At 50.1% G+C, this 18,265-nt stretch carries 17 protein-coding genes; 4 read left to right on the forward strand and 13 right to left on the reverse strand.

The genetic code is table 11. From position 1 onward, the window contains the following. The first annotated feature begins 62 nt into the window (after positions 1-62). Positions 63-1,151 (forward strand): 5-(carboxyamino)imidazole ribonucleotide synthase, encoded by a 1,089-nt coding sequence (locus tag BMZ51_RS15695; protein ID WP_068003971.1) that lies wholly within the window; start codon positions 63-65, stop codon positions 1,149-1,151. Between the two features lie 75 nt (positions 1,152-1,226). Here the strand turns inward: BMZ51_RS15695 and BMZ51_RS15700 are convergent, their stop codons facing one another. Then, positions 1,227-2,627 (reverse strand): MATE family efflux transporter, encoded by a 1,401-nt coding sequence (locus BMZ51_RS15700; protein ID WP_068003958.1) that lies wholly within the window; start codon positions 2,625-2,627, stop codon positions 1,227-1,229. 183 nt (positions 2,628-2,810) lie between these two features. Beyond that, positions 2,811-3,566, reverse strand: coding sequence for a class II glutamine amidotransferase (locus BMZ51_RS15705; protein WP_068004231.1), 756 nt, complete (start codon positions 3,564-3,566; stop codon positions 2,811-2,813). Between the two features lie 697 nt (positions 3,567-4,263). On the opposite strand from BMZ51_RS15705, the gene rpsU reads away from it, so the two are divergent. Both rpsU and BMZ51_RS15715 read left to right on the forward strand, forming a co-directional pair. Continuing rightward, positions 4,264-4,488, forward strand: a complete 225-nt coding sequence (gene rpsU / locus BMZ51_RS15710) for a 30S ribosomal protein S21 (RefSeq protein ID WP_063298527.1) — start codon at positions 4,264-4,266, stop codon at positions 4,486-4,488. A 211-nt stretch (positions 4,489-4,699) separates the two neighbouring features. After that, entirely contained in the window at positions 4,700-5,545 is an 846-nt protein-coding gene (locus BMZ51_RS15715) for a tetratricopeptide repeat protein (protein ID WP_208979520.1), read from the forward strand. Positions 5,546-5,593: 48 nt separating this feature from the next. Here the strand turns inward: BMZ51_RS15715 and BMZ51_RS15720 are convergent, their stop codons facing one another. From BMZ51_RS15720 to BMZ51_RS15775, 11 genes are all read right to left on the reverse strand, one after another. Then, positions 5,594-6,502 carry an alpha/beta hydrolase gene (locus BMZ51_RS15720; protein ID WP_074882153.1) on the reverse strand — a complete coding sequence of 303 codons (909 nt, stop codon included), beginning with the start codon at positions 6,500-6,502 and terminating at the stop codon, positions 5,594-5,596. Positions 6,503-6,528: 26 nt separating this feature from the next. Next, a complete protein-coding gene (locus BMZ51_RS15725; protein WP_068003953.1) occupies positions 6,529-7,299 on the reverse strand; it encodes an acetoacetate decarboxylase in 771 nt (256 codons plus the stop codon). 328 nt (positions 7,300-7,627) lie between these two features. Beyond that, positions 7,628-7,912 (reverse strand): aa3-type cytochrome c oxidase subunit IV, encoded by a 285-nt coding sequence (locus tag BMZ51_RS15730; RefSeq protein ID WP_208979521.1) that lies wholly within the window; start codon positions 7,910-7,912, stop codon positions 7,628-7,630. 137 nt (positions 7,913-8,049) lie between these two features. Beyond that, positions 8,050-9,420, reverse strand: a complete 1,371-nt coding sequence (locus BMZ51_RS15735) for an ABC1 kinase family protein (RefSeq protein WP_068003940.1) — start codon at positions 9,418-9,420, stop codon at positions 8,050-8,052. A gap of 310 nt (positions 9,421-9,730) precedes the next feature. Beyond that, positions 9,731-10,282: an RBBP9/YdeN family alpha/beta hydrolase gene (locus BMZ51_RS15745; RefSeq protein WP_068003936.1), complete on the reverse strand. Its 552-nt coding sequence runs from the start codon at positions 10,280-10,282 to the stop codon at positions 9,731-9,733. Continuing rightward, positions 10,269-11,069, reverse strand: a complete 801-nt coding sequence (locus BMZ51_RS15750; protein WP_068003934.1) for a metallophosphoesterase family protein — start codon at positions 11,067-11,069, stop codon at positions 10,269-10,271. The genes BMZ51_RS15745 and BMZ51_RS15750 overlap by 14 nt, the downstream gene beginning before the upstream one ends. 55 nt (positions 11,070-11,124) lie before the next feature. After that, complete coding sequence (locus BMZ51_RS15755) at positions 11,125-11,484, reverse strand: VOC family protein (protein ID WP_068003933.1); 360 nt, start codon at positions 11,482-11,484, stop codon at positions 11,125-11,127. Positions 11,485-11,519: 35 nt separating this feature from the next. Further along, entirely contained in the window at positions 11,520-12,848 is a 1,329-nt protein-coding gene (gene purB, locus BMZ51_RS15760; protein ID WP_068003932.1) for an adenylosuccinate lyase, read from the reverse strand. Positions 12,849-13,046: 198 nt separating this feature from the next. After that, entirely contained in the window at positions 13,047-13,601 is a 555-nt protein-coding gene (locus tag BMZ51_RS15765) for a TetR/AcrR family transcriptional regulator (RefSeq protein WP_068003930.1), read from the reverse strand. Positions 13,602-13,603: 2 nt separating this feature from the next. Next, a complete protein-coding gene (locus BMZ51_RS15770; RefSeq protein WP_068003929.1) occupies positions 13,604-14,152 on the reverse strand; it encodes a dihydrofolate reductase family protein in 549 nt (182 codons plus the stop codon). Positions 14,153-14,541: 389 nt separating this feature from the next. Then, positions 14,542-16,392 carry a M3 family oligoendopeptidase gene (locus BMZ51_RS15775; protein ID WP_068003928.1) on the reverse strand — a complete coding sequence of 617 codons (1,851 nt, stop codon included), beginning with the start codon at positions 16,390-16,392 and terminating at the stop codon, positions 14,542-14,544. 227 nt (positions 16,393-16,619) lie between these two features. Here BMZ51_RS15775 and BMZ51_RS15780 point away from each other — a divergent pair, with 227 nt between their 5' ends. Further along, positions 16,620-18,176 carry a sigma-54-dependent transcriptional regulator gene (locus BMZ51_RS15780; protein ID WP_068003927.1) on the forward strand — a complete coding sequence of 519 codons (1,557 nt, stop codon included), beginning with the start codon at positions 16,620-16,622 and terminating at the stop codon, positions 18,174-18,176. Positions 18,177-18,265 lie beyond the last annotated feature (89 nt).

The following is an 18,265-nucleotide window of genomic DNA, read 5'->3' on the forward strand; positions in this document are numbered from 1 at the left end:
AGAGGCGCCCACTAAAGGCGCCTCATTTTTAATCCGCCCCTAACATCTGGAAAGTTCTTGAAATGGTTTCCACACTACGTCCAGGCGACACAATTGGTATTCTGGGTGGAGGTCAGCTGGGCCGTATGATCGCCCAAGCTGCTAGCAGGATGGGTCTGAAGTGCCATATCTATTGCCCGGATGAAATCAGCCCAGCCTTTGAAGTCTCAGCAACAAAAACCATTGCGGCCTACGATGACGAGCAGGCACTCACCGAGTTTGCAGAAAATGTCTCGGTCGTAACTTATGAATTTGAGAATGTTCCAGGGGAAACCGCACGTATTCTAGAGCAGCTGGTACCTGTTCGCCCTGGCCCACATGCTCTTAAGGTTTCTCAAGACCGCCTGATAGAAAAAACCTTCCTGTCACAGGAAGCTGCGACACAGGTGGCCCCATTTATCAAAGTAGACACGCAGGCAGAACTGGAAACAGCTCTGGCGGAGCTGGGTGGACAGGGCGTTCTTAAGACACGCAGGTTTGGATATGACGGCAAAGGCCAGATCATGATCCGGACGCCAGAAGATGCCGAAAACGCAATGGAACAGCTGAACAATCAGCCTGCCATTTTGGAAGGCATCGTACCGTTCGAAAAAGAGATCTCCGTGATTGTTGCCCGCAGCCTAGATGGCACAGTCAAATGCTACGACCCTTCAGACAACTACCATAAGAACCAAATTTTGAAGACCTCCACCGTCCCTGCCGACATTCCAGAGGGCACGGCGCAACAGGCGGTCGACATGGCAACGCGAATTGCAACTGCTTTGGGTTATATTGGTGTTATGGGTGTCGAACTGTTCGTTGTCAAAACTGATGGCAACACCGAGTTGGTCGTTAATGAGATAGCGCCGCGCGTTCATAACTCCGGTCACTGGACAGAGGACGCCTGCCCGGTTTCACAGTTTGAGCAGCATGTACGAGCTATTGCAGGCTGGCCATTAGGCTCCCCAGCGCGGGGATATAATGTGATTATGGAGAACCTGATTGGCGATGACGTCAACACTTGGGCCTCCACTCTGTTAGAACCAAACGCACACCTCACTCTATACGGCAAAGGCCAAGCGCGGGAGGGCCGCAAGATGGGCCATGTAAACCGCCTGTCTCCGCTTTGTTAAAAAGAGAGTAAGCGAACAAAAAAAGCGCAGAAGGTCGATGGACCTCCGGCGCTTTTTTATTGTCATTTCAACGTATCAGCCCAACCGAACCAGTCCAAGCTTATCGCGGCACTGAAAGCGGATAAGAAGCAAGATACCCGTTACAAACAGACCCATGGCCAGTCCAACCCAAATACCTTCGGGGCCCCAGTCAAACGTAAAGGCCATTACATAAGACAGTGGCACACCAATGAACCAGTAACCAACCACAGCAATCACCATGGGCACACGCGTATCTGACAGACCACGCAACACACCACCAGCCACGACCTGAATTCCATCAACAACCATATAAATGGCGGCAATGAGAACCAGTGGGACACCAATACGGATCACATCAGCAGCATCAGGATTACTTGCATCTAGATAGAGCCCAAGCAACACCTCAGGGATTGCAACAAACAGGACCGCTCCTAAAATACCAATCAAGATCGCCCAGATAATTGCCACCCATGCTGCCCTCGTGATGCCATCAACGTCATTGCGGCCCAAAGCAATACCAACCCTTACGACGGCGGCGTTTGCAAAACCAAGCGGGATCATAAACGCGATTCCAGACAGTTGAACAGCAATGCCATGCGCAGCCAGTTCCAGCGTACCGATCCACCCCATCATCAATGCAGCTGCAGAGAACAAGCCAACCTCAGCAACGAGCATGAGGGAAATGGGCCACCCAAGGCGCAAGATCTCCGCAAAAGCAGGCCAGTCTGCACGCCAAAAACGGACAAATAACTCATACCGCCGCGATTTTTCCTCCCACAATACGTAGGCTATCAAAATCAGACATGCGGCCAAAGCAGTCGCGACAGAGGCAATCCCGGCACCAAGAATACCAAGCTTTGGGAACCCGTAATACCCAAAGATCAATACGTAATCGAGCGCAGCATTGACGATAGCACTCACCACAGTCGCCCAAAGCACGATCTGCGAACGCTCAATGCTCGTTAAGAAACTACGCAAGGCCATCACAAAGAGTGACGGGTACATTGACCATTGCACAATACGCAAATAGCTAGCAGCAATCTCGGCTACCTCGGGCTTCTGGCCAAGAGCAAGCAATATGCTCTCACCGTTCCAAAGAACCACCATCGCAATTGAGGTATAGATAAGCGATATCCAGAGCCCCATACGAGAGGCGCGACGCACATTACGTATATCGCCCTTACCTTCCGCTCTGGAGGCAAGTGGCATAACAGCCTGCAAGAAACCAAGGCCTGCCAGCCACGTCAAAAAGAACAACTGCAAAGCCAGCACCGAAGCCGCCAACTCTGTTGCTCCCAACCAGCCGATCATCAAAGCATCGGTGGCATTAATTGCCATTTGCGCCAATTGCGCGCCAATCAATGGCAATCCCAACATAAGCGTTGCTTTGGACTCCCCCCACCACGCAGACATAGCTGTGGTTTTGGCAACGCTGGTGCTTTCAACCCGCGTCATTATAAGCTCCTGAAGAAAAGGGCATGGAGGCCCTCCAGAACTTGAGCTAATCAAGAACATGAACGAGGATATTTACGGTACTTGCCCGCAACTCCGCGCTGGGAGGAAACTTCCTATAAAAGAAATTGACCGATTTATTTCCAGCATTAAGCTCGAAAGCCTAATCACTCGAAGAAATACCGATTACGCTACTTTGCAAAACTTGTCGGGAATGTCCAGCGGAATAAAACAGGGCGCGTTATCGCCGCCGTAGACCATGACATGGCCGCAAGGGACTTCATACCAGCCATGCCCCCCTTTTTCCAAGGGCTCAGACACCACACTCAAACTGTTATTGTGTAGGCGATAATATAAGCTCGGCACAATCTTATCACTGGAGCAGCGCACGGCATAAAGGCGCTCGCCATCAGTCAAAGCCATTGCAACGCGCAAGGGCGCAGTAATGTCATTCTCGTGCATTAACTCAAGCGTTTTTGCCAGAACCTGTTGCACGGATCCCACAGGGTCAACATCCAGACCATGGCTCATCATTGCAAGAAACAAAGCTTCACTGTCTGTCGTGCCCTGTCGGCACCGATAGAACTCATCGCTGATCAACGCCTCAACGTCTCGGCGGATATCTTCATAACCACCAATCTGGCCGTTATGCATGCACATCCATTTACCAACAGAGAATGGGTGACAATTCGATCGCGAGGTCGCTGTTCCGGTTGATGCACGAACATGAGCGAAAAAGAGAGATGACTTTAGCTGCTTTGTAATACTAAGCAGGTTTTCGTCGCCCCATGCCGGCTGAGTATCGCGGTAAAGACCTGGCTCAGGTTTATGGCCGTACCACCCGATCCCAAAACCGTCCCCATTCGTGTTTACCTTGGCCTCCGCACAATGCAGACTCTGAGCAATCAATGAGTGGTTGGGCATTGAAATCAACTCTTCCATAAAAATGGGAGTTCCACGGTACGCAAGCCAACGGCACATTACATTTTTCTTTCTTGAGTTAGGTTTCTTAGCATAGGGGACTTCAAGTATGCACGAACCCCACCTCCGTATAAACCCTTTCCCATGACTTAGACAGCCCAATACATATTCGGCTCATGTTTGAACCTCACAAGCTCCGAAACGGCGACTCACCAATACGCCCCAAAGTCCCGACTGCGTTCAGATTGAGGAAAATTCGTTTTAACAACTCCCCCAGATTTCCACTGTCTAGAAAACCTTCTGTGGTCTTTTTTTTGCGCGATTAATGCAATGCACCTATCAGCAATTATAGGTTGTATTTTTATATATTATACCCACCAACAAAGCATATGTTGTTTTCATGAGTGTTATTTACTTAGTTTTTACTAGGAGTGAAAACTCAGCACGTCCCCACAAACAAGCAAACATGGGCAAGCTGCTGCTCAGCAAGGTTCTAATGGGTGGTATTCCCATCAAGGCTACCTATAAATTAACATTGAATCTCTAGTAAGGTAGTAGACAGGCCATACGCAGTCTGTTAGTTACCCCGTCAAGAAGCGACGCATCTGCGGCGACGGTGTTGTAATGACCCGAGCAAAACGCTAGGCATCGCTATCAATCAATTCATCTATGCCACTTTGGGTTTCGATCCAAAGTGCTCGAAACTAAGGATAAACGCGTGCAAGTTCTCGTTCGCGATAATAACGTCGATCAGGCGCTGAAAGCGCTTAAGAAAAAGATGCAGCGTGAAGGCATCTTCCGCGAAATGAAACTTCGTGGCCATTACGAAAAGCCATCTGAGAAGAAGGCACGCGAAAAGGCAGAAGCTATCCGCCGTACTCGCAAGCTAGCTCGTAAAAAAGCACAGCGTGAAGGCCTGCTCGTTGGCAAAGGCCGTCGTTAATTCGACGACATCCGGAACATCGCACCGTTAAGGTTAGATATTGTCTGACAAAGGGCTGCGAACGTCCCGGAGTATGAATTCAGAACGGACTAACTGGTAATCCAGTTGGTCCGTTTGTTGTTTCTGCTGGTTCATTCGACCTTTTTTTGCCACACTAAAGTGTAGGCTACTGTGTCATTGCAAGGACTATTTAAGAATGGGGCACATTCTCGTGAACAATAAACTGGCTAAAGGCATCGGCGCATGTCTGCTTGTCCTGGGCGTCGCAGCATGCCAATCCAACTCAACTGGCCTTGTTTATCAGAATGTACCTATCGACAAAGCTGTTGGATCGTCCTCCAACATCGATAGTCTGAGCTCCGTCATAGACGCAAACCCTGCTGATGCAGATGCCTATAACAAACGTGGCATCGCCTATGCAAAAGCCGGACGCCTTGATCAAGCGACTGAGGACTTTAACAAGTCTCTTGAGCTACGGCCTAATTCCTACCAGGCCTATGCAAACAAAGCACTGGTTGAACGCCGCAAAGGCAAGGCCGGTCAAGCAATTCAGGACTACACCACAGCCCTTTCTATTAAACCGGACTACGTCAAAGCATTGAACGGACGTGGCAACACCTATCGTTCCATTGGCCAGAACACAGCAGCCCTACGAGATTATAACGAAGTCATTCGCCTAAACTCAGGTGATGCGCAAGCCTATCATAACCGCGGCCTTATCTATCAGGCACAAGGCCTGCAAGAAGCTGCGCTCAACGACTTCTCGTCAGCAATTGGTTTAAACTCGCGCGCTTACTCACCTTTGATTGCTCGTGGTGTCACCTATCTTTCAATTGGCGATCCAAAATCTGCGACTAAGGACTTTAACGCTGCAATTGCCCTTAATGGGAAATCTGCGTCCGCTTGGGCTAACCGTGGCCGTGCGGAAGAAGCTCTGGGCCAGATCACTGAAGCACGGCAGTCCTACCAAAAGGCACTCCAGCTGTCTTCAACCAACCAAATCGCCAAGGAAGGCGCAAAGCGCTTGGCCGTAGCAAATACGGTCCCACAAGCCTAAGCACGCCCCAAACCATATCGCAACCAAAGGCCGGAGTTTCCGGCCTTTTTAGTGGCTGCCATTTGGTAAGTTGCCCAGCACCCAATTTATCTCAGCACGCCAATTGATCATACGAATTGGCGTGCCATGAGACCCACTTTCAAACAAACGAAAGCGAACAGGGTACCCCTTTGCCTTAGAAGCAAGAGCCCTGAAAAGCTGGTATTGCCTCTCCCAGCTATAAACCCGGTCTGCGCTCCCATGCGCAAAGACAATCGGCACTCTCGCTTTATAAGCCTCACTTGTCAGCAACCGTCGGTCCGTCGCTCCCCCAAGAAAGAAAAGCCCAGACAGTTGTCCCGCGACACCTGGATTCTCCGCCAGCCCATAACACACTTGCGACCCCATCGACCCACAAGCAACAACCACCTTGGCTTGCGAAGCTTCACGCCGGTATAGGGCGATCAGCTCCCGGATTTCCTGAGTGCTACGAGAGTTCTCCAGCTTGACATCCGGAGAAAGATAAACTCCTTGGTTGCGAACCATAAGGTTTTTCAAGCGATTAAAGTTGCCTCCAAACGTCCAGTCCGCATTACCTTGCTTCCTGTTGCCGCCCTTTCCATGGATGTAAAGCAGAAGAATTTGAGTATCAGCGTCGAGAACTCCTACGCGGATATGCTTGCGCCGTGCACCTGTCAGAACAGCCGTACGCTCCAATACATGCCATGACGGCCTACTTGAAACATATCGAGCGCCAACGCGTTTCTCTGGCACTTCATCACGCTCACGCAGGTCTCTCTGGATTTGATAGTCTAAGCGCAAAAAAGCGCCGTTCAGCGACGTTTCAAGGATATGCGGATAGGCGAACAGCTCATCCTTGTAAGGCTTCAATTCAAGCCCGTAAGAATGAGAAAATAGGGCCAGCAGTGAAAATAGGCCACAAGCCGCAGATCTGAATAGTCCAATGAGGTTCCACATCAAACACCTCCGGTCGCTCGAGACTTTTAAGGCTTCAAATAGTCATAGATGACCCGGCCATAAGGTAATGTGAGGTCGGTAATGAAATGCAATCCGCCAAGAGATTTAAGCATCGGAAGTTCCGCGATTGGGGCATTAGCATGATGGAACAGTTGCAAACTCGCAGGCCCAGACCACGCCCCTTTCACCGTCACATCACACGCCTCGTAGGCAACCAACTGTGCAATCGCCAAAGACCCATCCACATCTGGAATAAGCTTTAAGTTCACCTGTGTCTTCTGGAGCTTTTTAAGAATGGCATCTGGATGACACTGCGTACCGTGCTCCACATCGTAAAGAAGGTGCTGATATTTATAACCCATTGTTGCGATAGCAATTGTCACGCCATCAAACTCCAGATGACCCGTAAGCGTCGCACCTGTCACGCTCAGCTCTGGGTGTCCAAGCTTTTTAGGGAACCCCCAGATCTCTCGCCCACCAAAAATCGGCGGGGTATCATCGAGAAACATCTGCTGCGTGAAGTTTACCGGATGGTCGCCGAACATAGCGGGAATGACGATACCAGACTCAGTATAGTCCCCAAAACCAGCGGAATCTGGCATGCGGATGACTTCAAACATTACCGTATTGGATCCATCTGGCTCCAAAGGCTCAGGCAAAGCCTCTCGGATCGCATCAGGATCGCTTTGATAGGAAGCAACCAAAAACTCCCGATCAATAAACCTATAAGGTCCCTTAGGATAGGAAGGGGCAGCAATCGGCATCGAAGCCTGCTTAAGAATATCGGCAATTTTCATGGACGACCTCAATAACGAATACGTTTAGAACCAGCCAAATCACCAGCCAGTACGCACTCACAATAAGCACCGGTCCTCTGGATGTTATCCCTTGGGTTTTAGGGTGACACTTTCAACGCCCAACCCAATTTCTTTGTTCATCAATCGCTTAGGTCCGATCACCAAAAAGTTGCCACTGGTGTTTCTTGAGCGGAAAACCCGTGAACACACTGGTCTTTGCCTTTTCGCGCCAGTAAGCGATCCCGGAACAGTCTAGGGCTAAAACGAAAAATCGCAGAAGCACACAGCTCCTGCGATCATCAAAACCTTTAGAAATCCTAGGATTTCTTTAGATTGTCAGTGCAATCGTAACCACACAGGCGAACAGGAATACAATTCCTGGTGCCACATAACCTTTATCACCAGTGGCCAGACCAATGCCAACTGCAATGACTGTTGCCACTGTAGTGATACTCGCCCAAACCGTGCCGGCAACTTCACCAAATCCGATCATCGCAATGACCAGAACAAATGTAAGAACCGCTAGAACTGCAACCTTCGAGAAGTTGATGAAGTTCCTGTAGGTTTTCTCGTGTTCCTCATAATCCATAACAGACGCGCTCCCGTCAGCCATGCTTCCCCCTCGAAACAAGTAGTTTTCCTGATACAAGTCTTTAACATCACATCATCAGCCAACGCAACTTACGTTAACACTCGCCCCAGAAAATAACGTAAGGTTTCGGGGATAATTCCGGCCCTAAATTATACCTTTCACTCTTCCCCGGTCAAACCACATAAGTCCAGTTGATGCTTTTGATCAGCGGCAAGGACGCCTCTCTTAAATCCATCAATTTGTTCATTGAACAAGCGATGGAAATTGAGCTCAGCTTGCAAATGAAGGAAGACGGACCCTAGCCCAATTGCCGCCCGATCCATAAAAACAAAGTAGCACGGGATTTTCACTGGCCCCAGATCTTTGAGCGATTGATGAACCTTGAAAGCCTCCTTTCGGCCATATGCAGCTGGCGATACGCCATCTGCAATTGAGCGTGTCCTGTCACTAAGCAACGGGCCAAAAATGAAGTTTGCCCATATGTTGAGCGTTTCAATAAGTTCCTTTGTCAGGCCCTCAAACCCCCACGTCTCATAGGCCGAGACAATGCGTTCTTCATCATTCTCCAATAGCCCGTGGTAAAGATCGACCACACCCTGAACGAAATCAGGCGGAAAAATACGAACACACCCATAATCCAGCAGGTTCACACCGGCAGGCTCATTATCCTCTTCAAAGATGGTGTAATTCCCCAAATGCGGATCACCATGAATAACGCCTAAATGTGCAAACGGATGCCACCACGCCTTAAACATCACCCGTGCAATCTTGTTGCGAGTTTCCTGGTCTTTTTCCCGGTAGGCCAACAAGGGGCGTCCCTCTAACCAGCTCATAGACAAAAGGCGGCGAGTTGAAAGGCTCTTATATACCTTAGGAACCTGCACCTCAGGGTCCTTTGAAAATACCTTGGCATAAAGCTTTGCATGGCGCGCTTCGCGTCGATAATCCAGCTCTTCGCGCAAACGAGCCCCTACCTCCTTCGCAATCTCAGAGGTCTCAACCGCTGGCCGAAATCTGCGGTGTAGCGCCAACAACATGTCAAACTGATTTAGATCAGCCTCAACCGCGCTATCCATATCAGGATATTGCAATTTGCAGGCAAGCACATTCCCATCCAAGTCATAGGCTTTGTGAACCTGACCGAGAGAGGCAGCCGCAGCAGGCTCTTTCTCAAACTCGCCAAACTTGCTTTGCCAATGCGGTCCAAGTTCTGCTCGCATACGGCGCTTAACGAATGCCCAGCCCATCGGCGGCGCGTTCGCCTGCAATCGTGCAAGCTCAGCGGCATATTCTGGAGGAACAACATCCGGAATTGTTGAGAGCAATTGGGCAACCTTCATCAAAGGCCCCTTAAGCTCTCCCAAAGATCCCGCAATCGCAGTTGCATTTTTTGCAGGGTCTTGGTCCCAGCCAAATAACCTTCCCGCAGCAAGTTTCGCGGCGATACCGCTCATATTCCCACCCACTTTGGCATAGCGACCAAGGCGAGCGGTTATCCGGTTTGCTTCGCTGTCACGAGAAGAAGGCATATAGGGTTCCTGAGTCTCACACTCTTATTGCACTGTGTCTGGCCCCTAAAACCTAACAGAAAACCAGGAAAACCCAAGGGTAGTTTTGCCATTCAACGCCTCTGCCATGAGAGGTAATGAAACTTGCCGTTCCGCTGCTCCTATATCAGGCTCATCTACGAAAGCAAAAGACGTCGGGCTCAACTCACGCAAGCCCAACTGTAAATGGCTTCGTGGAGCCATCATAAGGTGGATGGGCAAATTCCGGCTTACAACGCCCTCCCTCGACAAAGCGTGTACTGCAAGGAGGGCGTTATCCAACCTATAGCGGTTACCCAAGCTCTTTCATGAAATGAGCAAACGAGATCAAGCCTTCAGGCCATGGTCCCTGACCGCTTTCAGAATTGATGTGCCCGCTTTCACCAGCATCCTGCAAACGTGCATTCCAGAGCTTTGCAAGTTGTTCAGCACGTTCAAATGTGCAGTGAGGATCATTGCGACTTGCCACAACTTTGGTGTGGAATGGCAGCGCAGAGGTTGGAAGAGGGCCAAACCCATGCAGCTCTGTTGGTATACGGGAGCTATCATCCACGTCCGCTGGTGCAACCAGATAAGCACCCTTCACCCAGTCCTTGATGCGTGGCGCTGCGTGAATGACTGCAGCAACGCCGGCTGAATGCGCAACAAGCACCACAGGGCGCACAGCCTCTTCAACGGCCTTCACAACGGCACTCACCCACTCTTCAAGGTCAGGTTTATTCCAATTTTGTTGTTCAACGCGACGGCCAGTGGAAAATTTGGCCTGCCAACGGCTTTGCCAATGATCGGCGTCAGAGCCATGCAGGCCGGGGACAATAAGAATGTCCGCCTCAGAAATCTTCATAGGGTTCCTCAATACGTGGTCGAGCCAAAAAGTCTGGCAGCTTAATAGGACGAAAATACCCGGTTTTCAAAGCACCAGCCCAATCGCCCCGCTGATTACGCTCAGCTTTTCTACTAGCATGATCCCAATCATAGTTCACCATACGCTCTTCGAAGGACCAGCGTGTACCCGCTCGCGTCACCATCATGTAACGTGCATGAGGGCTTCCAACTTCAACAAAATGGTGCCTTGGCTTGTCATCATCATAAGCAGGGAGCCCGACACTTCCCGCATTCATGACAATTTGCCCAGTGGTCTCAAGCCAAATTACGCGCGGAATATGGGAGTGCCCACACACAATCAACGGCGCTTGCACATCACCGATATGCTCCAGAACATATTCAGGAGAGGCCGTTATGGTATGATTTCCGCACAATTCTTCCGTCAGGTACTCACTGTCCACTTTCGGTGTTCCATGGCAAAGCAACACATTTTCAACATGTTCCATATGCGTTGGCAGCTGTTGAAGCCAGGCCTTGGACTCATCGGAGAGCAATGAATAGGCATGGGCATCGCTTAGTCCCATCTCTGAGTGCGTATGGTCCACGAGTTGTCTGTCATGGTTGCCGCGAATGGTAAGCCAGTTTTCGGCAATCAGATACTGCGCGGTCTCCTCGGGCCAAAGTGGACCGGAGACACAATCTCCCAGATTGAAAATCAGATCTGGTGACTGGTGCTGAATGTCACGATGGACAGCTTCCAGAGCAGGCAGGTTACCGTGAACATCAGAGATAACCGCAATTCTCATAGTAATGACTCCTAGTCGGCAGTGGCCTGATTAAAGACCCAAAGCGACCGTGTTGTCAGTGAGCTTCGCCCAGCAATGTCAAAACATTACCAAACGGATCATGAAAATGTGCCAGAACTCCGCCCCAAGCCTGCTTTTCAGGGGGAGTTGGAAAGTCCACGCCTTCGTCACAAAGGCGTTCATAGGTGTCGATAATATCGTCCACCTGCAAGGAGGCTCCGAGAAATCGGCCAACATAGCCGCGTTCTTCTTCGCCATGAGCTTCTTCAATAATCAGCTCTGCATTTTCAAGCTTGGCACCAAACGCGCCAAGCTCAGGAAGTTCCCACGTCAAAGGAAGGCCGAGCGTGTCACCATAGAACTCTTTGGCCGCAGCCATGTCCGTTACAAAAATTCGCAGACCATAAAGTTTCATCACACTCACCTACCTTAAAAGATACTCAGACGGCCTTAGCTATCGCCAAAGACACGCTTGAAGATCACATCAACATTCTTGGTGTGGTAGCCAAGGTCAAACCGTTCGCGGATTTGTTCCTCAGAGAGGTACTTACGGACATCTTCGTCTTTGAGCAATTCGCTCAGGAAGTCCACTTTCGCATCACCAGAAACCTGATAGCTGTCCCAAACCTTCATCGCATTGCGCTGTACAAGGCGGTAGCTGTCTTCACGAGACGCACCAGCCTGTGTCAAAGCAAGCAGAATACGCTGGGAGTGAACCAGACCACCAAGGCGATCCATGTTGCCCATCATGCGCTCTGGGTAAACCACCAGATTTTCCATCACGTTGGTCAAACGAGCGAGTGCAAAGTCGAGAGTGACAGTCGCATCAGGACCGATCATACGCTCAACAGAAGAGTGAGAGATATCCCGCTCATGCCACAGTGCAACGTTTTCCATCGCAGGCATCGTGTAGGAGCGAACCATACGCGCCAGACCGGTCAGGTTCTCAGTCAGCACAGGATTGCGCTTATGCGGCATCGCAGAAGAACCCTTCTGGCCTTTGGAGAAGAACTCCTCAGCCTCCAGAACTTCCGTACGCTGCAAATGACGAACCTCGGTTGACAGGCGCTCGATGGAAGATGCAATCACACCCAGAACCGCAAAGAACATGGCATGACGATCACGTGGAATAACCTGCGTGGAAACTGGCTCAACACCAAGGCCCAGCTTTTCAGCAACATGCTCTTCAACACGCGGGTCGATGTTTGCAAATGTACCAACCGCACCAGAAATCGCACAGGTGGCGATTTCTTCACGCGCAATTTCAAGACGCTTCTTACAACGGTCAAACTCAGCATAAGCCTGTGCCATTTTCAGACCAAAGGTCACTGGCTCGGCGTGAATACCATGGGAGCGACCAATGGTGACGGTGTCTTTATGCTCAAGCGCACGGCGCTTCAAAGCAGCCAGCAACTTGTCCATATCAGCAAGCAGCAGATCGGCAGCGCGAACCAGCTGAACGTTAAAGCAAGTATCCAGAACGTCAGAAGACGTCATGCCCTGATGAACAAAACGCGCATCTGGACCAACAATCTCAGCAAGATGCGTCAAAAACGCAATCACGTCATGTTTGGTTTCCCGCTCGATCTCGTCAATACGAGAGATATCGAAGGTAGCAGGACCACCTTTTTCCCAAATGGTCTTTGCAGACTCTTTTGGAATAACACCCAGTTCAGCCAAAGCATCACAAGCGTGCGCTTCAATATCAAACCAGATGCGGAACTTCGTTTCAGGAGACCAGATAGCGACCATCTCTGGACGCGAATAGCGCGGGATCATGCTAGCCCTCGTATGCGTTACATTTCTGTGGCAGGATGTAGCAGGACAGCCCCGCTATAACAATGCCAGAAAGCCCCCGAAATGCGCAAAAAACGTGCTTTTAGGAGATTTTAGCCCTGTATTTGACTGCGTGAATATTTCTTCATTCTTTGAAAAAACAACCCTAAAATTGAAACCTTCTCTCGCCCGACATTTTGTTCAGCCCAGCTTTGCAAGCACCCACTCCAAACCGCGGCGATAATCTTCCACCCGCACGCCCGGTGCGCCTTCAGCATCACCGGGATTTGCCGCAGCACTGATCGCAAATCCGTGCGTATAGTCCGCAATCAGATTCACCAGTGTCTCCACCTCCTCTTTCTCACAGGGCGTAGACTCCACGAAATGACGAATTTGGTCCGTCAGCCTCAAAAGAGGTGACGGCATCAGACTAGAATCCATCAAAATGCTCTGCATAAGGGCTGGATGGGCAATAACCCTTTGACAATAATCCTCAAGCACATGCACCAGCGCCTCCCGTCCCTTTAAAGGTTCGGGCGCTTCTCCAACCCCATCGTAAGCCTGGTCAATCAGCTGCCCAAACAGCTCCTTTCGCGTACCCACATGGTGTGTAATCGCCATAGCTGTCACATTCAGCCGCGCTGCCAGCTCTCGAAAGGTCACAGCCTGCTCACCACTTTCATCAAGAAGAAGCATGGCTTGCGCATATATTCGGTCTTTGCTGAGGCCCATTTTGGATTTTGCTGGCCGTCCCATGCTCACTTCTCCAAAACTGGCATCAACCGATAATGACTTTGAACCATGCCTGATTTGAAGCTTCGGCTGGAAACCAGTTCAAGATCAATATCTGCTGTGACATCCCCAAACAGTCTCACCCCACGACCGATCAAAATGGGAATCTGAGTGAGGATAATATCTTCCACCAGCCCAGCGCGAATGAAGGACTGAACAACCTTGCCACCATCCACATAAGCATGGCTCCAACCTTCAGCAGAAAGTTCCTGCATAATCTCCGCAGGATCAGAGGCGCTCACACGTACCTTCCCTTTCAGTGCATCAGGCACGTCCGCCTGTGTCATCGTTTTACTCAACACAACAACTGGCTTTGCGTAAGGCCAGTTTTCGAAACCAAGCACTGTTTCATAGGAACCACGGCCCATAACAAGCCCGTCCATACATCCCATAAACGCATCATACCCTGCATCCTCACCCGTATTTGGTTGCTTCATCAACCAATCCAAGGCGTGATTTTCCCGCGCAACAAACCCATCCAAACTCGTCGCAATAAACACATGTCCACTTGTCATGACTACAGCTCCATATTCAATAATTATACAGTGTATAATTAAAACGCCAACGCACGCAAGGAAACGGAACATCTACGCCCTAAATCCGATGGAAACACCTCAGGCCCATTGAACCCCACAATATCAGAGACACATTCAAGCTCCAGAGACGCAAACCCAATCTCAAAATAGGTGACATCCCAAGGTTGGATGTTTGAGGAAAAGATCTTCGAAGTACACTTTCGAACGAAATATAAAACAACAAGCAACCAGCGAACGGCTCAATGAAGTTGCCATTTGGAATAACCCGGAGTCCTTTAGGTTTAAGCCCATCTGACTGGAGACCACACACGAAAAAAGGGCACTCAATCGAGCGCCCTCCCCTCAAATGTAAAATAGCGTCAAGCTGTTTAATCAGCTTGGTCCATCTCTTCCAGCTCGTCGATCAAGCGCTCAATCACAGCCAGACCTTTTTGCCAGAAGGCTGGGTCTGTCGCGTCCAGACCAAATGGAGCCAGCAGCTCGCTGTGGTGCTTGGTGCCGCCTGCTTTTAGCAGATCAAAGTACTTCTGCTCAAACCCGTCTTCAGCTTCCTCGTAAACGGCATAGAGTGAATTCACCAGACAATCGCCAAAGGCATAGGCATACACATAGAACGGTGAGTGGATGAAATGCGGAATGTACGTCCAGTAGTTCTCGTAGCCACCTTCCAGATCAATCGCATCACCAAGGCTTTCTTCCTGAATGCCCATCCAGATCGCTGAGATCTGTTCAGCCGTCAGTTCACCTTCCTTGCGCAGCTCATGTACCTGCCGCTCAAAGGTATAAAATGCAATCTGCCGAACAACGGTGTTCAGCATGTCTTCCACCTTGGAAGCGATCATGATCTGACGCTTTTCCGGCGTCTCAGCATTGGCCAGCAGATCTTTAAAGGTCAGCATCTCTCCAAATACAGAAGCGGTTTCCGCCAAGGTGAGAGGAGTTGGAGCCATCAAGGCCCCATTTGGCGCTGCCAGTACCTGATGAACACCATGCCCAAGCTCATGTGCAAGTGTCATCACATCACGCGTTTTGCCTTGGTAGTTAACCAGCACAAACGGGTGCGCACTTGGCACGGTAGGATGAGAAAACGCACCAGGTGACTTGCCTGGCCGTGCAGCCGCATCGATCCAGTTCTTATCAAAGAACTGCTCAGCGATCTCTGCAAGTTCTGGCGAGAACTTTTTGTAAGCATCCAGAACAGTGCTTTTCGCCTCAGTCCATGGAATGTCACGGGTATCAGCCTGTGGCAGCGGCGCATTGCGATCCCAAAAATGCATTTTCTCAACACCAAGCCACTTTGCCTTCATTGCATAGTAGCGGTGAGACAAACGTGGATAAGCTGCACGCACGGCTTCTTCCAGCGCATCTACAACTTCACGCTCCACTCGGTTGGCAAGGTGTCGGCTATCTGCAATGTCATCAAAGTTATGCCAGCGGTCGTAAGTGTCTTTGTCCTTGGCAAGCGTATTGGTGATCAACGTAAAGACGCTCAGATTCTTGCCAAATGTCTTAGAAAGAGCACTCGCCGCTTTCCTGCGAACTTCACCATCTGGGTTCTGCAGTAAGGTCAGGGTCTGTTCGATGGACAGTTCTTCTCCGTCAATCTCATAGCGAGACCCGGAAATTGTCTCATCAAATAAACGGTTCCATGCAGCAGCGCCTGTCACATGCTTTTCATGGAAAAGCTGCTCGATTTCTTCACTGCGTTCATGAGGTCGCTCTTTGCGCAAGTCTTCCAACCATGGACGGTAGTAGGCAAGCTTTTCAGAGCGAAGAGCATTCTCCAGCACCGCATCATCAACATTATTCATCTCGAGTGTGAAGAACAGTAGATGTAGGCTCGCCGTGGTCAGCTTTTCCTGCACATCTCCATAAAACTTCTGATGAGCTGCGTCGGTTGTGTTGCCTGCATAGGACAAACCGGCAAACGAACCGGTACGCCCCATCATATCTTCAAGTTCTTCGTAACGGCGAATGATCTCGGCCAGCTCGTCACCAGAGCGTTCTGCGATTTCCGCAAGTTTGCCTTTGCAATCTACTTCAAACTGCTCTGCCAACTTTTTTGCGTCGGCCATGTCCTGTTCTATCGCAGGGTCTTCAATAGAGCTGTAAAAAACAGAGAGATCCCACTCCGGCAGCCCGCCAAGGCCTGGATCTGCCATAGCGGCATCAGCGCTTTGATAGGCGATGGAAAATGGAGTGACGTGCTTGAGAGTCATATGAGCGTCCGATTATGGGATGGCTTAATGCCAGTAAAAATCTGCAGGGCGCAGAAACCAGTTCTGCAACATCTCAGTTAAGTATGCGCCCAATCCATACACATGCAATGGCGTATTTTAACAAGCCCCCCAAAATGAAGTGGGCAATTTGTTTACCAAATTAAGTGCAGGATGACCTGAATTGGCACACTATGCATTACTGCCTTAATGATTTGAAGGACTTTTCCATGGCTCAGCGTATTTTGATCGTAGATGACGATCCGGTTCAACGCCGCCTGCTCGAAGAAGCAGTGAAGCGATTTGGTTACCGCTCAAAAAGCTGCACCAACGGAAAAGAAGCGCTTGAAATACTTACCGGAAATGCACAGTGCGAAATCGATTTGGTCATCCTTGATCTCATGATGCCAGAAGTCGACGGTTTCCAGGTTTTAAAGGACACGCGCGCGGCCAAAAACCCGGTCCCCATTATCGTGCAGACCGCCAATGGCAGCATCGAAACAGTCATTGAAGCCATGCGAGCTGGCGCCCAGGATTTTGTTGTAAAACCCAGCCGCCCCGAGCGTTTGCAGGTCTCCATCACCAATCTTCTGAAAGTCGCCGTGCTGGAAGATGAACTCACCCGCATCCGCAAACACTCTGAAGGCACGCTCACCTTCGATAATATCGTCACGCGCTCAGAGCCAATGGACCGTGTGTTGCGCTTAGGCGAGAGGGCCGCCTCCTCAAACATCCCGATCCTGATCGAAGGGGAATCCGGCGTTGGTAAAGAGCTGATTGCACGCGCTATTCAAGGTTCAAGCGAACGGCGTTCCAAACCCTTTATCACTGTAAATTGCGGGGCTATTCCTGACCATCTTGTTGAATCCATACTCTTTGGGCACGAAAAAGGGGCCTTTACTGGCGCAGTTGATCGGCACATCGGTAAATTTCAGGAAGCCAACGGAGGCACGCTCTTTCTCGATGAGGTTGGAGAGCTGCCAATGGAAGTGCAGGTCAAACTCCTGCGTGCCCTTCAGGAAGGTGAGGTCGATCCGGTTGGCGCGCGTAAGCCAATTAAGGTGGATTTCCGCCTGATCTCAGCAACAAACCGACGCTTACTTGATCAGGTCAAAGAAGGTAAATTCCGAGAAGACCTTTATTATCGCCTCAACGTCTTCCCAATCTGGGTCCCTCCCCTCCGGGACCGGAGCGAAGATATACCCGAGCTAACACGCCACTTTATTGCACGTTTTGCAGCAGAGGAAAGCAAACCACAGGTAACGGGAATCATCCCCGATACTCTAAAAATGCTGAGAAGTTATGAATGGCCTGGTAACATTCGCCAGCTTGAAAATGCAGTATTCCGCGCAGTTGTCCTGTGCGATGGTCCAAACTTGACTTGCGAAGACTTCCCGCAAATAGCTCAGGCAACAGATACGCCAATGAGTTACGCGGGCAGCTCGCCAGTTGAAACAAGAGCACCACAAGCTGACGTCTATTCTTCATCCCTGAATGTAGAGAGTAAATGGGAGGAACAGCAGGACAAGCAATTTTTCCAGGTCGAAGCCGTTTCAGCCTTCGACGCGGAACAACCTCCCTTTGGATATATGCGTTCCTTTGATGGCGAAGGCCATGTCTGCACATTAATGGGTGTTGAGGAGGAAATGATAAGGACCGCGATCTCCCACTACGGAGGCCGCATGACTGAAGTTGCGAAACGTTTGGGAATTGGGCGCTCTACACTTTATCGCAAACTGAAAGAGTACGGGCTAGAAGAACGGCCAGAAAGCAAGGCTGCAAACTAAAAAAACCGTGGGTTTAAGTTCATATCACTTAACCTTGAATTTAAAAGATCACGCACTCGTGTTATTTCAATGCGAATTAGTGAATATGC

Origin of the sequence: Pseudovibrio axinellae, assembly GCF_900110875.1 — a bacterium.
GTDB classification, from domain to species: Bacteria; Pseudomonadota; Alphaproteobacteria; order Rhizobiales; family Stappiaceae; genus Pseudovibrio; species Pseudovibrio axinellae.

Coding starts and splice junctions, on each gene's coding strand:
- BMZ51_RS15750 (WP_068003934.1), bottom strand. CDS start 11,069: ATGAGAATTGCGGTTATCTCTGATGTTCACGGTAACCTGCCTGCTCTG.
- purB (WP_068003932.1), bottom strand. CDS start 12,848: ATGATCCCGCGCTATTCGCGTCCAGAGATGGTCGCTATCTGGTCTCCT.
- BMZ51_RS15755 (WP_068003933.1), bottom strand. CDS start 11,484: ATGAAACTTTATGGTCTGCGAATTTTTGTAACGGACATGGCTGCGGCC.
- BMZ51_RS15695 (WP_068003971.1), top strand. CDS start 63: ATGGTTTCCACACTACGTCCAGGCGACACAATTGGTATTCTGGGTGGA.
- BMZ51_RS15725 (WP_068003953.1), bottom strand. CDS start 7,299: ATGAAAATTGCCGATATTCTTAAGCAGGCTTCGATGCCGATTGCTGCC.
- BMZ51_RS15720 (WP_074882153.1), bottom strand. CDS start 6,502: ATGTGGAACCTCATTGGACTATTCAGATCTGCGGCTTGTGGCCTATTT.
- BMZ51_RS15730 (WP_208979521.1), bottom strand. CDS start 7,912: ATGGCTGACGGGAGCGCGTCTGTTATGGATTATGAGGAACACGAGAAA.
- BMZ51_RS15765 (WP_068003930.1), bottom strand. CDS start 13,601: ATGGGACGGCCAGCAAAATCCAAAATGGGCCTCAGCAAAGACCGAATA.
- BMZ51_RS15745 (WP_068003936.1), bottom strand. CDS start 10,282: ATGAAGATTTCTGAGGCGGACATTCTTATTGTCCCCGGCCTGCATGGC.
- BMZ51_RS15780 (WP_068003927.1), top strand. CDS start 16,620: ATGGCTCAGCGTATTTTGATCGTAGATGACGATCCGGTTCAACGCCGC.
- BMZ51_RS15700 (WP_068003958.1), bottom strand. CDS start 2,627: ATGACGCGGGTTGAAAGCACCAGCGTTGCCAAAACCACAGCTATGTCT.
- BMZ51_RS15775 (WP_068003928.1), bottom strand. CDS start 16,392: ATGACTCTCAAGCACGTCACTCCATTTTCCATCGCCTATCAAAGCGCT.
- BMZ51_RS15770 (WP_068003929.1), bottom strand. CDS start 14,152: ATGACAAGTGGACATGTGTTTATTGCGACGAGTTTGGATGGGTTTGTT.
- BMZ51_RS15735 (WP_068003940.1), bottom strand. CDS start 9,420: ATGCCTTCTTCTCGTGACAGCGAAGCAAACCGGATAACCGCTCGCCTT.
- BMZ51_RS15705 (WP_068004231.1), bottom strand. CDS start 3,566: ATGGAAGAGTTGATTTCAATGCCCAACCACTCATTGATTGCTCAGAGT.